Here is a 15,219-nt window from a genome sequence, read left to right on the forward strand (position 1 = left end):
GCCGATAGCCACACTACTCCATCATCGCCGACTGTTTTTCAGCGATGCTATCCGTAGATTTCACAAACTTTGCTTTACGCGCCTTGGCAGGCAAAAAACCGGAATGGCGCGGTGCACGCGCATACGCCGCAGCCTGAATCCCCGCCTGAATGCCGAAGATAATGATATCCGCCACGGCGTTACCCCCAATGCGGTTCGCGCCGTGGATCCCACCTACCACTTCCCCGGCCGCATAAGCGCCAGAGATCGTCTCTTTGTGACGGTTCAACACTTCCGCTTTCGCGTTAATCGTCACACCGCCCATCGTATGGTGCACGCCTGGCGCGACTTTAATCGCGTAGTAAGGTGCTTGATTCAGCGGATCGCGCATGCCCGTTGAACGACCGAAGTCCTCATCATGTTTGTCGGCAATGAAGGTATTGTAACGTTCAAACGTAGCTTGCAGAGCCGCCTGCGGCATATCAAGTTTCTCGGCCAGTTCAGTTAAGCTGACTGCGCTGACGGTCAGTCCTTGAGCGACATATTCTTCAACTGCCCGGTTGTGATTTCTTACCTGTTCGTCGAACAGGATATACGCGTATTCCTCTGGCAAATTGACGATAGCTGACGAGACATTATCGCGTGTTTCCATCTCGTTGAAGAAGCGTTCCCCGCGCTGTGACACCAAAATAGCGCCACCGCCACGAATAGATTCGGAGATCAAGTAAGAGGTTGTCTGCTCAACCGTTGGATGGGTTTGAATTTCCCCCATGTCCACCGTACCCGCACCAATCTGTTCCAACAGACGAATCCCGCCGCCCGTCGCGCCTTTGTGGTTGGTCGTGACAAAACCTTTCAGGTCTGGACGGTACGACTCCACCATCACCTGATTCGCGCTGAAGCCACCCGTGGCAACAATCACCGCTTTTGTCGCAATCAGGCTTTCTTCCTGTTCGTCATTAACGACTTTCACGGCAGTCACTTTGCCCTTCTCTTGCACAATCTCCGTCACCGACGTTTCCAGCAGCACCTCAATATTGTGCTTATTGAGATTTTTAATCAGTCCGCTGACCAGATAGCCACCCACCGCTGCGCCGTTGGCAGGCCGATGCGTTCTGTCCACGCTCATGCCGCCCGTCGTCGTGATGTTGCTCAGTTCGATATCGTGCTGTGCCAGCCAGTTAATCGCATCAGAGGCGTGTTCGACGAAATATTGCACCAGCATCTGGTTGTTCTTCTGCTTTCCACTTTTCAAGGTTTCGTTATAGAACAGCGCCTGGCTATCTTCGATGCCTCTGTTTTGCTGGAAGACGGTTCCCGCCGCATTCATACCGGCAGAGGCCTTGATGGTATTGCCGCCGATGACCGGCATCTTTTCAATCACAATAACGCGAGCACCCTCTTCGCTGGCCTGAATCGCTGCCGCCAGCCCCGCGCCACCGCTACCAATCACCACCACATCCGCTTCTCGACGTGCATCTGGGTTACCGCCATCGGCAATGATGGCGTCTTTGCTCGATTTCACCATCGCCTTGGTGACGGCCTTTTTAATCGCTTCACTCTGCGCCGTTGCGCCGGTTACGGCGTCAACGTGTGGGCTATTGGTATCCAGAATACGTTCACGGATAATTTCAAAACTGATTTTCAGCGAATCATCAATCTCGCTATTATCCAGCGCAATATCGGCAACCCGATTTTGCTCGAAATGGACGGTAATGTGCAGTTCGCCACATTCGTCCTGAACGTTTTCCTGATACACCCCGGATTTAAATTTCTTACCGGTTAAATTCACGTCCCGAATCATGGCTTCAACTAATGAAAAACGCCACAGCGGTTCGGGGATCGTTAATGCTTCACGTTTGTCACTGGCAATATAAAGATCGAGTTTTTTCTGTTGGGCAATGCAATCCGTCCAATCCGGGTAAGCAATACAGGCTCTGCCAACGGCAATCAGGTCATAACCATTTTCTAACGCCGCGTCAGCATCGGCCTGATTGACGATATCCCCTACGCCAATAACCGGAATAGCCGCTAATGTCGCAGAACGGCGGGCAACATATTTTTTAATCAGCGGCGTCGGATCGTTTGTCTCGATAATCGATGAACGCAGGATATTTCCCATCGAGAAGTGAACATAATCCAGTCCGCGCGCTGCCAGCTTTTCCAGCAAATAGAGCGAATCATCAAAATGAATGCCCGGCTCTTCGATTTCTTCTGGTGAGAAGCGATAGCCGATGATAAATGACGGATCGGCGTATTTACCGGCAACCTCATGGGCGATATCCAGAACGGCAAGCGGAAACGCCGCACGTTTGTCACGACTACCGCCCCATTGATCCGAGCGCTGATTAGAGTGGGGAGAATAAAATTGTTGGATCAGGTAGGTATTCGCGCCGTGAATTTCCACGCCATCAAAACCCGCCTGAATAGCGCGATGAACGGCAGCGCCAAACTTTTCGATCATGGCTTCGACTTCATCGCCTGACAGAGCCACAGGAACGATGGCACCCGCTCGCGGTGCCGCGATAGCGCTAGGAGCAACGGGCGTCGCACCGCCGATAAAACGCGGTTCGACCATACGGCCACCGTGATAAATTTGCAGGATCGCCGTCGAACCTTTTTCTTTAATCGCCGTCGCAATCTTGGCCAACCCGGCAATTTTGTCATCGTTGTCGATCCCTATCGCACCGGGAAAGGCCAACCCTTTATCATCAATAAAACAGCACTCCACAATCACGGTGCCGATACTGCCTGCTCTGGCCTGATAATATTCCACCAGTTCTTTGGTTACGCTCCCATCGTAAAACCCACTACAGGTAGTCATCGGGGCCATCAGCACCCGATTTTTCAGCGTAGCGCCGTTGGGGAGAGTAAAAGCGGCAAATAAATCATGGTGACTATTCTTCATAGTGAATACTCCACTTAAAATAAAAACTCTGTTCGCGGATGAATCAGAAGCCGCCATGTTTGCTTTTATTAATTTTTTTGGCTGATAATTCGCGAACTTATTACTTACCAAGTATCTATTTTTTTAACTGTTATAAAACGTTTTTTTACTATTTAAACTATTGTGTAGTTCCGCTGTTATTAAGGGTATTCGCACAACTCTTTTTTATATTTAATATCCCGTTCACTTCATTAACATCTTTTTATCCCGACAATAACCAATCGGATATTATTCATATTCTGCATAACAAAAAAACGCCCCGGTAAACAATCAGACCGGGGCGCAACAGGAAATGAAAAAAGTGACTATTGGTGGTGATAGGTATCTGTGCGAACGCCGTTAATGTACAACTGGCGCTGCTCGCCCGCAGGCAAGCGCAGCGTCGCGTGCTTCCAGGCTGGCTGATACCGTCCTTCTGATGTGAACGTGATGTCAATCCGCTGGCTATTCGCGCGGATTTCCCAGCGTAACCACAGCGCGTTTCCTTCACGCCATTGCCACGTTTCCCCGTCATCTTCAAACAGCAGTCCAGAGTCCGTGCCGCCAGCGGTAGGCGGAAAGAGCAGGAATTCACGCTGTTCGTCTTCATGTTGGCTGACATACGCTGTTCGCCCCGACAGCGGGATCATCGCGCCCGCACGGACCATCAGCGGCAGGCGTTCTAGCGGCGCATCTAACACTATCGTCTGTCCGCCGCTGAACCATTGTCCGGAATAAAAATCGTACCAGCCCGAGGTATTCGCAGGCAGGTATACCGTCCGCTGACGCTGCTCCGGCTCAACCACACTGGCGACCAGAATGTTCCGTCCCAGCATGAAATCGTCAGTTTCCTCGAGCGTTGCGCGATCCTGTTCGTGATCGAGGAACGTCGGTCGCAGCATCGGTTCGTCGTCCGCACTGGCTTGCCAGAGCAACGTATAAAAATACGGCAGAAGGCGATAGCGAAGTTCAATCGCGCTGCGTATTGCCACCGTTACCGAGGGATACATCCACGGCTCGTTCACCGTCTGGTCGTCATTCCAGGAATGGATGGTGAAACGCGGGTGCATCACCCCGTTTTGTGCCCAGCGCACAAAAAGCTCGGCATCCGGTTTGTCCCCAGAAAAACCGCCGACGTCATGCCCGACATTAAACAGACCAGACAGGCTCATCCCAACACCCATCCGCGTGTTGTAGCGTAGCGTCTGCCAGTTGGTGCGGTTATCACCGCTCCAGGTCTGCACGTAGCGCTGCATTCCCGCACAGCCGGAACGGGAGATCAGATAAGGACGCAGCGTCGGAGAGAAGCGCTGCTGTGCCTCCAGCGAGGCACGCATCATCAACAGCGGCATCAACGGACGAATATTTTTAATCGCCATCGTTTCGCCAAATCCGTGACAGCGGGCTTCGCCATCCCAGACTTCATATTCGTTGTTGTCATTCCACGTCGAGCCGATGCCTTTCTCCAGCAACTGCCGGGTGACGTTCTCCTGCCACCACGCCACCGTTGCCGGGTTGGTGAAATCAAGGTGAGAACCTTCATCGTCCCAAAAGCTAGAGCGCTCCGGCACATCGGATTCGGAATCCCGAATAAACAGCCCCTGCGCCGATACCTCATCGTATTTCGGGTGATCTTGCAGTAAACAAGGTTTGATATTGGCTGCCAGCTTGAGGCCTGCATCATGGAAGGCCTGCGACATCACTTCCGGCTGGGGAACTTTGTCGTAATTCCAGTTAAATACATAGCGCTTATTGTTAATCGACGTGTAGCCCGACGAGAGCTGAAACGAATCACACGGAATATGGTGTTCACGGCACAGCGCAATAAATTTCATCAACTGCTGCTGTGCATCAGGTGCATCGGTGTAATGCATCGTGGAACCGCTGTAGCCCAAGCTCCATTTTGGCCCAAAGAGCGTTTTACCCGTCAGCCGCACGAAGGCTTTCGTCACGTCCAGCACGCGCGGCCCGATAAACAGGTAATAATCAAGATCGCCCGCTTCCGCCTGATAGCGTCGATACGCCAGATGATAGTTATCGATCTCATTACCGAGATCGAGCCAGGTGGTGCTCAGGTTATCGTAGAACAGACCAAAGCTGACCTCGTCACGTCGGGTAATGGTAAACGGAACATGCTTGTACAGCGGATCGGTACTCGCCGCGTTATAGCCCATCGCGTCCAGATTACGGAACTCAAACCGGCGTCCCGTGCGTTCGAGATCGCCTGCTTTCTCACCCAGACCATAATAGCGCTCCGTCGGGAAACGACGCTGATAGTGCGCCACGCCGTCACCGTGTGGGTTCAGCAGGTAAGCGCTAGTCGGTCTATCGGCGGCAAACGGCTGCCACTCGCCCTGCTCATCGCGATATTCCCACGCCAGCCACAACGGCTGGTTGATCGTAATGCGCATCCGCGCGGTACTGATACGCAGTCCGTCATCCAACGGTTCCAGTGAAAACCCCGGCAGGCTGAAGCCTTCGCTACTTTCACGGTTGCGCCCCTCCCAGGGAACATCCTGCTGCGGCGCGATGCTCCAGGTGCGATTCAGCTTCAGTGCACCATTCTGCTTAATCAGCACGCGCGCCAGCATCGGTTCCAGTACATAGAGGCGAAAAACATGTCGGTCGTCCACCAGCAGTTCAACGTGATCGGCACTCTGATGACGAAACACCCAATTTTTCAACGTTTTCATACAGCGTCCTTTTCAGGAAAAAATAAACCAGCCGTTACGCTTAATCCAGGTCACTTAAGCCCATTTTTAGGAGAAACACGGGGATGAAGTTCTCGTAAGGAATCCTCACCCGTGGTCGCTCCGTGTATCTCGCGTCTTAAACGATCGGCATAAACCGTTATGCCTGTGAACGCGTTTTTCCACGGCGTTCAGCAATAAACGCGATAAGGAAGATGGCACCGATCAGATCGAAGAAGCCCATCGCCACAAACAGTGGGTTAAAGCCAATCTTGTCGGCGGTGACGCCAATCAACAACGAGAACAGAAAGCTGGCAATCCACGCAAACGAACCGCGCATCCCGTTCACGGTTGCCATCTGCCCTTTATCGAACGATTCCACGACCAGTGCGCTCAACATGCAGGAAATCACCTGATGGCCGAATCCACCGATGGAAATCAGCAGAATCGCCACCCACGGATCTTTACTGATGGCGACCAGCGCCAGCGACAGCATGAGAAACGCGCCCGTTACCGAACTGGCAACAATCGAGTTGACGCGCGAGCAGCCAAACCAGCGGGTGTAGAGCCGAGTGAGGTAGCCACTGGCTATGCTGCCCAGATCGGCGGCAAGAAACGGTAACCATGCGAACATCGCGATCTGTTTCAGGTCCATACCGCGTTCATTCGCCAGATAGAGCGGCACCCAAAAGCTGAGCACAGCCCACGCGGGTTCTGCCATAAAGGCCGGAATGGCGATACCGTAAAAGCGTTTGTTTTTTGAAACGGTTTTCAGTGCAGTGAAGAAAGGCAGTTTGACCGGGGGAGCCTCATTGTCCTGACGGATGAAATCCAACTCCTCACGGCTTAAATTAGGGTGATCTTCCGGGTTATGGTAGAACAGCCACCACAACACCACCCACATCAGCGCCAGTGCACCCGTGAACATAAACGCGCCCTGCCAGCCCAGATAGGCATGTGCGACGACGATAATCGGCGGTGCCAGCATCGCACCGATGGAAAAACCGACACCGGCCCAGCCTGCCGCAATCGGTCGCTCCTTCTTAGGGAACCATTCGCCCAGCGTTTTGGCGTTCGCCGGTGTTGCGGCGGCTTCTGACGCTCCCATAAAGAAACGCAGAATAGCAAGGTGCAACCAGCTTCCCGCTCCCGCGTGGAAGATGCACATCAGTGCCCATATCACCGCACAAATCATAAAGCCCATTTTCAGACCGATGACATCGATCAGCCAGCCACAAATTGGCTGAAAAATGGTGTATGCCAGTTGGAATGCACCCACAATCCAGGAATATTGTTCGGTGGTGATGCCCATACTGGTTTTCAGTTCAGGTGCCAGAATGCCGAGCGAATTACGCGTGATGTAGTTAACGGTAACGCCGAGCAAAAACAGGCTCAGCACCCACCAGCGAAGATTTCTGAATGTTCGTTTACCTTTGCTAGCGATGGGGGACGAATTGATGTCGAGACTCATGGTGACTCCTTTACAGGACAGTAGGGTTACATTGGTCTGATATCTCAACGGCATTTTTTTATTTATAGCCTATCGGACAATCGAACCATTTTTATCTCATTGTATTTATTAATTTAAAATCCATTTTATTACATATAGTCATTGAAATTGGTTTACCAAATCGAGAGTAGAGCAATTGAAAATCGTGAAACACTCACTTTTTTGAAAACATTTTCATGCTATGGTCAAAATGCAAACAAAACCTGTTTATATCGCCTGAAAACAGGAAATATCTGGCTATGAAAACTTTGTCATTTCCAAAGGTGAACGGGATCACAAAATGAAAGGAAACCTAAAAATACGTGAAATCGCGCAGCAGACGGGCTACTCGATCAGTACCGTTTCGCGCGTGCTGTCTGGTCAGTCCAATACCAGCGAGAACGCTAAAGCGGACATTCTCAACTGTGCCAGACAGTGCGGGGTTCTGACCGATCTCGCCAATGGTCGCCTGCTCTTGAACGGGCTAACTATCTTCGCCCCACCACGTGCTTTTGATATTCGGTCCGACATCTTCTATCACAAGGTGGTGCAGAGCATCATTGATGCCCTGAAACCACACGATGTGCGCGTGCGATACTGTGGGCTGGAGGAAAATGACAGTGATGCGGCGCTGTTTTTAGACAAAATGCGCGATCGGGCCACGGAGGCCGCCCTGCTTATTGGTATCGACGATCCCTATATTCACGCGCTGGCGGCGGACAGCGGGAAGCCCTGCATATTGATTAACTGCATCGATCGTAAGATGAGGTTACCGGGCGTCGCCCCCGCGCATCGGCTCATTGGCGAGTTCTCAGCCCACTATCTCTTTGAACAGGGTCACCATGCCGTATTGACGCTATTGTGCCTGCGCCGTTACACAATGGAACTACGCCTCGACGGCATCCGCGATGCTTACCAGCACCATAATCTGCCTTTCTCCTCAGAGGAACATTTGCTGGCGTTAGATAATTTCAGCACGGCGGATGCAGAACACGCGATGACCAATTTTTTAGCCCGCTGTCCGCAGGATAAATGGCCGACGGCGATTCTGGCAGGCGGTGATTTTATCGCGGTTGGGGCGGTGAACGCGCTGAACAAGGCCGGATTACGCGTACCGCAGGATGTCTCGGTGATGAGTATGGATGGGTTCAATCTGTCGGCCATTCACGATGTGCCGCTAACATCGGTACATGTGCCGCGAGAGGCGCTGGGCGAAGAGGCCGTCAAACTGTTGCAATATCGTCTGATTCGCCCCGACGCCCCCGTTGGCAACCTGCTGCTAAACGGTACGTTGGTAATTCGCCAGTCCGTCAGGCGGCTTCGCGCCAGCAAATCGGTTGCCCCAGTACAGGATAAAAGCCTCTATGACTGAGCCTGCAACCACTGCTGTGCGACGTCAAAGAAATTCTGCGCCAGCGGCGTCGCTCTGCCAGCCTGCGCGATAACGACGGCAGGCTGGCGGCGCATCGGGGGAAATTGCAGCGGCCGTAGCGTTAGCGCGGGCGTCATCTCTGGGATCAGGCTGCCGTGGGGCACAATACCGCAGCCAAGCCCAACATAGGCGCTTTGGATCAGTTGCAGGACGGAAGCGCTTTCTACTTTGACCCACGGTGAGACACCGGCTTCACGAAAATGGCTATCCAGATAGCGGCGAAAATAGCGGCTGGCTTCCGCCAGACAGAGTGGCACCTCGGAAAGCGCATCGAGTGCCAGCGGCGCATCCCCCACCAACTGTGAAAAATGGTGTGGATGGAACAACAGGTCAACGCCCTGCTCCGTCAGCGGCGACGCCTGAAAGTGCAGTTCCTGTAACGTCGAAAATTCAAAAAAGCCGATGCCGACATCTACCGAATGCGCATTCAGCGCCTCCAACAGTTGGTCCGCGCTGAACAGCGAGATCTGGAAATCCAACTGTGGGTATTCCTTATTCACTGCCGCCAGCAGACTCGATAGCGCGATACTGCTTTGCGGCACCGCACCGATGCGTAATACCCCGCTTACGCCACGTTTCAGCGACGCGACTTCTAGTTTTAATCCCTGATAAACCGAGACGATCTCCCGCGCCCAAGCCAGCACGCGCTCACCTTCGGCCGTAAAGCCTTCAAAATTGTTACCCCGATTGATTAACGCCAGATCCAGCTCCCGCTCCAGATTTTTCAACCGCATAGAGAGCGTTGGCTGGCTGACAAAACTGGCTTCCGCTGCCCGACCAAAATGGCGCTCCTTTTCCAAATTGCACAGGTATTGCAGTTGCTTGATATCCATCGTCAGACTCTGTAGTGGGTAAGCGACAAGTATACCGATAAATAGCCTCTATCCCACCATAGCCGCATTTGATTAGACGCGATCGCCGACGGCACCTAAACTTCAAACCAAGAGCAAATATTTAAAGTTTTGTTCACATAAAAAAAACATTATCACCTGCGGAATATGTCATGAAATTCAAACCATCCATCAAGCCATACCGCAACGCGGCTGGCGGCTGGGGCTCGTTGGAAGCCACCACGCGTTTTGTCCTCGACAGCAAGCAAGCGCTGAAAAATATCCGAAATTTGTTGCGGGTCAATAAATCGAAAGGATTTGACTGCCCGGGCTGTGCCTGGGGTGATGACAACAGCAGCACGTTCAGCTTCTGTGAAAACGGCGCCAAAGCGGTGAGTTGGGAAGCGACGCGCAAAGCGGTCGATCTGGATTTTTTCGCCGCCCACAGCGTTACAACGCTACGCCAGCAAAGTGACTATTTCCTTGAGTATCAGGGGCGCTTAACCCACCCAATGCGCTACGACCGCGCTAGCGATCGCTATGTTCCCATCGATTGGGACGCGGCTTTTGCGCTGATCGCTCATCACATCAGTAATATGGCACACCCTAATCAGGTGGAGCTTTATACGTCCGGCCGTGCCAGTAATGAAGCGTCTTATCTGTATCAACTTTTTGGCCGCATGCTCGGTACTAACAATTTCCCCGACTGCTCGAATATGTGCCATGAAGCCAGCGGAATTGGCCTGAAACAGAGTATCGGCGTCGGCAAGGGGACTATCCGACTAGATGATTTCGAACACGCCGATGCGATTTTTGTTTTCGGCCAGAACCCCGGCACTAATCATCCGCGTATGCTGCACAGCCTGCGTCACGCCGCCGATCGCGGTGCCCACATCGTCTCCTTCAATACGCTGCGTGAGCGCGGTCTGGAACGTTTTGCCAATCCACAGAACCCGCTGGAGCTGCTCACACCGCTGTCCGGCACCATCAGCGAAACCTACCTGCAACCTAATCTGGGCGGTGATATGGCTGCCGTGCGCGGCATGGTAAAAGCGCTGCTGGAAACGCATCGTCAGCGTCTGTCTGACGGAGAATCGGGGTTATTCGATCAGGATTTCCTGTCCACGCATACCCAACAGGTCGACGAGTATCTGGCGTCTGTCGATGCGACAAGCTGGCAGAAGATCGAACAGCAGTCAGGGCTGAGTGAAGCACAGTTGCGTTATGTGGCGGCGATTTATCAGCAGTCACCGCGCGTGATCTGCACCTGGGCGATGGGCATTACCCAACACAAGCATTCCGTTGCCACCGTGCGCGAAATCGTAAACCTGCAACTGCTGTTTGGGCAGTTGGGGAAACCGGGCGCGGGGCTGTGTCCGGTACGCGGTCATAGTAATGTGCAGGGTAACCGCACCATGGGGATCGATGAGAAGCCGACCGCTGCGTTTCTCGATCGTCTTGCAGCGCATTATGACTTCACCCCGCCTTACGCCGCAGGCCACAACACGGTAGAGGCGCTGGAAGCCATGTTGCGCGATGAGATAAAAGTGCTGATCGCACTGGGCGGTAACCTCGCCGCCGCCGCACCGGATTCGGCACGCACCGAAGAAGCGCTGAGCCGCTGCGATCTGACCGTGCATATCAGCACCAAGCTCAACCGCAGTCATCTGGTAACCGGCAAGGTTGATGCACTGATTTTGCCAACGCTCGGCCGCACCGATCTTGATATGCAAGCCAGCGGTGCACAGTTTATTACCGTCGAGGACTCCTTCAGTATGGTGCACGCCTCACAGGGTGTCGGACAACCGCTTTCGCCGTTACAGCGCTCGGAAACGGCGATTGTTTGCGGTATTGCCGATGCGGTTCTCGGCAGTGAAAAGCTCGACTGGCTGGCGCTGGCAGACGATTATTCACGCATCCGCGACCATATTGCCGCCACCATTCCTGGCTTTACCGATTTCAACGCCAACTGCGACCTGCCGGGTGGGTTTTATCTCGGTAATGCAGCCGCCGAACTGCGGTTTAACACCCTCAACGGAAAAGCGCAATTCGGCCATGCCGCGCTGCCCGATACGCTGTTCCCGCAGCTACAAGGCAGCGACGTGCCCTTTACGCTGCAAACCCTGCGTTCACACGATCAGTACAACACCACGATTTATGGTCTGGATGACCGCTATCGCGGCGTTTATGGTCAGCGGGAAGTGCTGTTCATGCACCCGGATGACATTGCCGCGTTAGGGCTGGAAGATGGCGATCGGGTCGATATCGAAACGCTGTGGAACGATGGTATTACCCGCATCGTCAACGGCTTCAAGCTGGTGAGCTACAATATTCCGCGCGGTAATCTGGCAGCCTATTACCCAGAAACCAACCCGCTGGTGCCGCTGTCCAGTTTTGGCGATGAAACGCATACGCCGACCTCTAAATCGGTGCCGGTTAGCGTTCGACTCGGTACGCAAGCGGAGTCTCTGCTGCGTATCGCTTAAGCCTCTCTTCATTAGGGGTCTATGTCATAGCGTAAACCTCCCCCCTGTCGTGTTGCAAAACCAATAGCGCACGCGACAGGGGATTCGCGCCAATCAGCATTGACTTTATTCGAGTTTATTCGCCCTCTTGCTACCGTTATCCGGCCGCGCTATCCCCGATTATTCTTGCCGCCAGCACCTGATTCGAGTAAAACTGTGAACTGCTCATTAAGCCACTCACAATCGTATTTCTGGACGCTATGTTTCAAGATAATCCGCTGCTTGCACAGCTAAAACAGCAACTTCACTCTCAGACACCGCGTGTTGAAGGTGTCGTCAAAGGGACCGATAAGGGATATGGCTTTCTTGAAGCTGACGGGCAAAAAAGCTATTTCATTCCCCCTCCACACATGAAAAAAGTGATGCACGGCGACCGGATTACCGCCACCCTGCATACGGAAAAAGATCGGGAAATTGTCGAGCCAGAAACGCTGATCGAACCTTTCCTTACCCGGTTTGTTGGGCGCATCCACAAAAAAGACGATCGCTTATCAATCACACCTGACCACCCGTTACTGAAAGAGGCAATTCCTTGCCGCGCCGCACACACTGTGACGCACGATTTTCAGGAAGGTGATTGGGCGGTAGCCGAAATGCGTCGTCATCCATTGAAAGGCGACCGTGGCTTCCATGCCGAGCTGACGCAGTACATCACCACAGGCGACGATCCGCTGGTGCCGTGGTGGGTGACGTTGTCACGCCACAATCTGGAGCGTTCTGCTCCGGAAGTTGAAACCACTGAACGCCATGACGACGAGCTCGTCCGTGAAGATCTGACGGCACTGAACTTTGTCACCATCGACAGCGCCAGCACTGAAGATATGGACGATGCTCTGTATGTGCAGGACAACGGTGATGGTTCACTGCAATTAACGATCGCCATCGCCGATCCAACCGCGTATGTAGATGCAGGCAGCGAGTTGGACAACATTGCGCGCCAGCGCGCCTTTACCAACTATTTGCCCGGCTTCAACATCCCGATGCTGCCGCGCGCGCTGTCAGACGATATCTGTTCCCTACACCCGAACGAACGTCGCCCTGTCCTCGCCTGCCGCGTGACGATTGCTGCCGACGGTGCGCTGGGTGACGATATCCACTTCTTTGCCGCCTCGATCGAATCCAAAGCCAAATTAGCGTATGACAACGTCTCTGACTGGTTGGAAAATCAAGGCGAATGGCAGCCACAGAACGACGCGATTGCCGAACAAATCCGTTTGCTGCACCGCCTCTGCCTGGCACGCAGCGAATGGCGCACCACGCATGCTCTGGTGTTTAAAGATCGCCCGGATTATCGTTTCCTGCTGGGTGAAAAAGGCGACGTGTTGGATATCGTGGTTGAACACCGCCGCATCGCCAACCGTATCGTTGAAGAATCCATGATTGCCGCCAATGTCTGTGCGGCGATTGTGCTGCGCGATAAGCTGGGTTTCGGCATCTATAACGTGCATAACGGGTTCGATCCTGCTTCGGTTGAACAAGCGGTTGCGGTACTGGATACGCATGGTGTTCAGGCCGATGCACAGACGTTGCTGACACTGGAAGGTTTCTGTACGCTGCGCCGCGAACTGGATGCCCAACCGACACAGTTCCTGGATAGCCGTATCCGTCGCTTCCAGTCTTTCGCGGAAGTGAGCACCACGCCAGGGCCACACTTTGGTCTGGGGCTGGAAGCCTATGCAACCTGGACATCCCCGATCCGTAAATACGGCGATATGGTGAACCACCGTTTGCTGAAAGCGGTTATCACCGGACAGGCTGCGGAAAAACCGCAGGATGACGTCACGGTACAACTGGCCGAACGCCGTCGCCTTAACCGCATGGCTGAGCGCGATGTCGGCGACTGGCTGTACGCCCGCTACCTCAAAGATAAAGCCGGCACGGATAGTCGCTTCAACGCGGAAATCATTGATGTCACGCGCGGCGGCCTGCGCGTTCGGCTGCTGGATAACGGCGCAGTGGCGTTTATCCCGTCCTCCTTTATCCATGCCGTGCGTGATGAGTTGGTGTGTAGCCAGGAAATGGGCACCCTCTCGGTGAAAGGCGACGTGGTTTATCGTCAGGGGGATACGCTGGACGTCCTCATCGCTGAAGTCCGTCTGGAAACCCGCAGCATCGTGGCAAAACCTGCCGCATAATCGCCATACCGCCGAGTCATCTCGGCGGACAGTATCTCCGCGCGGGCGTTCACAGCGAACTGACCCGCGCGTCATCATCGTTTATTCCGCCATATAGTTGATTAGCGACATCGTTGATCAACGACAGACGTACAACCCTACTAACAGGAGTGTTCCCGATGAAGAAAATGACAATCGGCACATCCGCGATACAGGCTTCCAACATTGCGTTGGGCTGTATGCGAATGGCGAAGAAAAGCACGGATGAAGCGGCTGACATCCTCAATGCTTCCGTTGAAGCAGGCATCGATTTCTTCGATCACGCCGATATCTATGGCTCAGGTTTGTCGGAAGAGATTTTCGCCGCCGGTTTACAGAAGACGTCCATCCGCCGTGAATCACTGTTTCTGCAATCCAAGTGTGGCATCCGCACGGGCTTTTTTGATTTTTCCAAAGCGCACATCATTGCGTCCGTTGAAGGTAGCCTGCAACGCTTAAAAACCGACTATCTTGATGCGCTGCTGCTGCACCGCCCGGACACGCTGTTTGAACCCGACGAAGTCGCGGCAGCATTCGATGAACTGGAACGCAGCGGAAAGGTGCGCCATTTCGGCGTCAGTAATCAGAATCCGTTGCAAATTGAGCTGTTGAAGAAATCCGTGCATCAACCGCTTATCGCCAACCAATTACAGTTCAGCATTATGCACACGGGCATGATTGATGCGGGTTTTAACGTCAATATGACGAACCCCGCATCGGTGAATCACGACGGGGCGATTCTGGAGTACAGCCGCCTAAATTCGATGACGATTCAAGCCTGGTCGCCTTTCCAATACGGCTTCTTTGAGGGCGTTTTTCTCGATAATGAGAAATTCCCCAAGCTAAACGCGACGATTGATCACATCGCCGAGCACCATAACGTCACCAACACGGCGATCGCCACCGCATGGATTCTGCGTCACCCCGCCGCCATGCAGGTGATTATCGGCACCATGAGTCCGGAACGTATCCGTGATATCGCAGCGGCATCAAACTTGTCACTCAGCCGCGAAGAGTGGTACGAGATTTACCGCGCTGCCGGAAACGTCCTGCCTTAAGCGCCTCGGCCCTGCCTCCTCTGAATTTTCCCGGCAGGGCCGTCTTGTTTTTACCGCAATTATTTACTGTATCCGCACGTTAACTATTGTTTAGCCTTTAAGTTTCTTTACAGAAATTCACGTTCGCTCACATTTTC

The 15,219-nt window shown here is 53.4% G+C and carries 8 protein-coding genes; 4 read left to right on the top strand and 4 right to left on the bottom strand.

Going from position 1 to position 15,219, the window contains the following annotated elements; translation table 11 throughout:
- Positions 1-13 precede the first annotated feature (13 nt).
- From A7983_RS20510 to A7983_RS20520, 3 genes are all read right to left on the bottom strand, one after another.
- Positions 14-2,887, bottom strand: coding sequence for a flavocytochrome c (locus A7983_RS20510; RefSeq protein WP_005972461.1), 2,874 nt, complete (start codon positions 2,885-2,887; stop codon positions 14-16).
- A gap of 344 nt (positions 2,888-3,231) precedes the next feature.
- Complete coding sequence (locus A7983_RS20515; protein ID WP_005972463.1) at positions 3,232-5,598, bottom strand: glycoside hydrolase family 31 protein; 2,367 nt, start codon at positions 5,596-5,598, stop codon at positions 3,232-3,234.
- A gap of 157 nt (positions 5,599-5,755) precedes the next feature.
- Positions 5,756-7,066: an MFS transporter gene (locus tag A7983_RS20520; protein ID WP_005972465.1), complete on the bottom strand. Its 1,311-nt coding sequence runs from the start codon at positions 7,064-7,066 to the stop codon at positions 5,756-5,758.
- Positions 7,067-7,385: 319 nt separating this feature from the next.
- On the opposite strand from A7983_RS20520, the gene A7983_RS20525 reads away from it, so the two are divergent.
- Positions 7,386-8,456: a LacI family DNA-binding transcriptional regulator gene (locus tag A7983_RS20525; RefSeq protein ID WP_005972468.1), complete on the top strand. Its 1,071-nt coding sequence runs from the start codon at positions 7,386-7,388 to the stop codon at positions 8,454-8,456.
- Here A7983_RS20525 and A7983_RS20530 read toward each other — a convergent pair.
- A complete protein-coding gene (locus tag A7983_RS20530; RefSeq protein WP_005972470.1) occupies positions 8,447-9,349 on the bottom strand; it encodes a LysR family transcriptional regulator in 903 nt (300 codons plus the stop codon). The two genes, A7983_RS20525 and A7983_RS20530, sit on opposite strands and share 10 nt — an antisense overlap.
- Positions 9,350-9,519: 170 nt before the next feature.
- Between A7983_RS20530 and A7983_RS20535 the strand changes: the two genes are divergently transcribed.
- The 3 genes from A7983_RS20535 to A7983_RS20545 all read left to right on the top strand — a co-directional run bounded on the left by A7983_RS20535 (position 9,520) and on the right by A7983_RS20545 (position 15,082).
- The gene (locus A7983_RS20535; RefSeq protein WP_005972472.1) at positions 9,520-11,832 is read left to right on the top strand and encodes an FdhF/YdeP family oxidoreductase; all 2,313 of its coding nucleotides are present in this window, start codon (positions 9,520-9,522) and stop codon (positions 11,830-11,832) included.
- Between the two features lie 239 nt (positions 11,833-12,071).
- Positions 12,072-14,006, top strand: a complete 1,935-nt coding sequence (locus A7983_RS20540; RefSeq protein ID WP_005972475.1) for an exoribonuclease II — start codon at positions 12,072-12,074, stop codon at positions 14,004-14,006.
- 158 nt (positions 14,007-14,164) lie between these two features.
- Positions 14,165-15,082: an aldo/keto reductase gene (locus A7983_RS20545; protein WP_005972477.1), complete on the top strand. Its 918-nt coding sequence runs from the start codon at positions 14,165-14,167 to the stop codon at positions 15,080-15,082.
- Positions 15,083-15,219: the final 137 nt, after the last annotated feature.

It is taken from the genome of Pectobacterium wasabiae CFBP 3304 (assembly GCF_001742185.1).
GTDB classification, from domain to species: domain Bacteria; phylum Pseudomonadota; class Gammaproteobacteria; order Enterobacterales; family Enterobacteriaceae; genus Pectobacterium; species Pectobacterium wasabiae.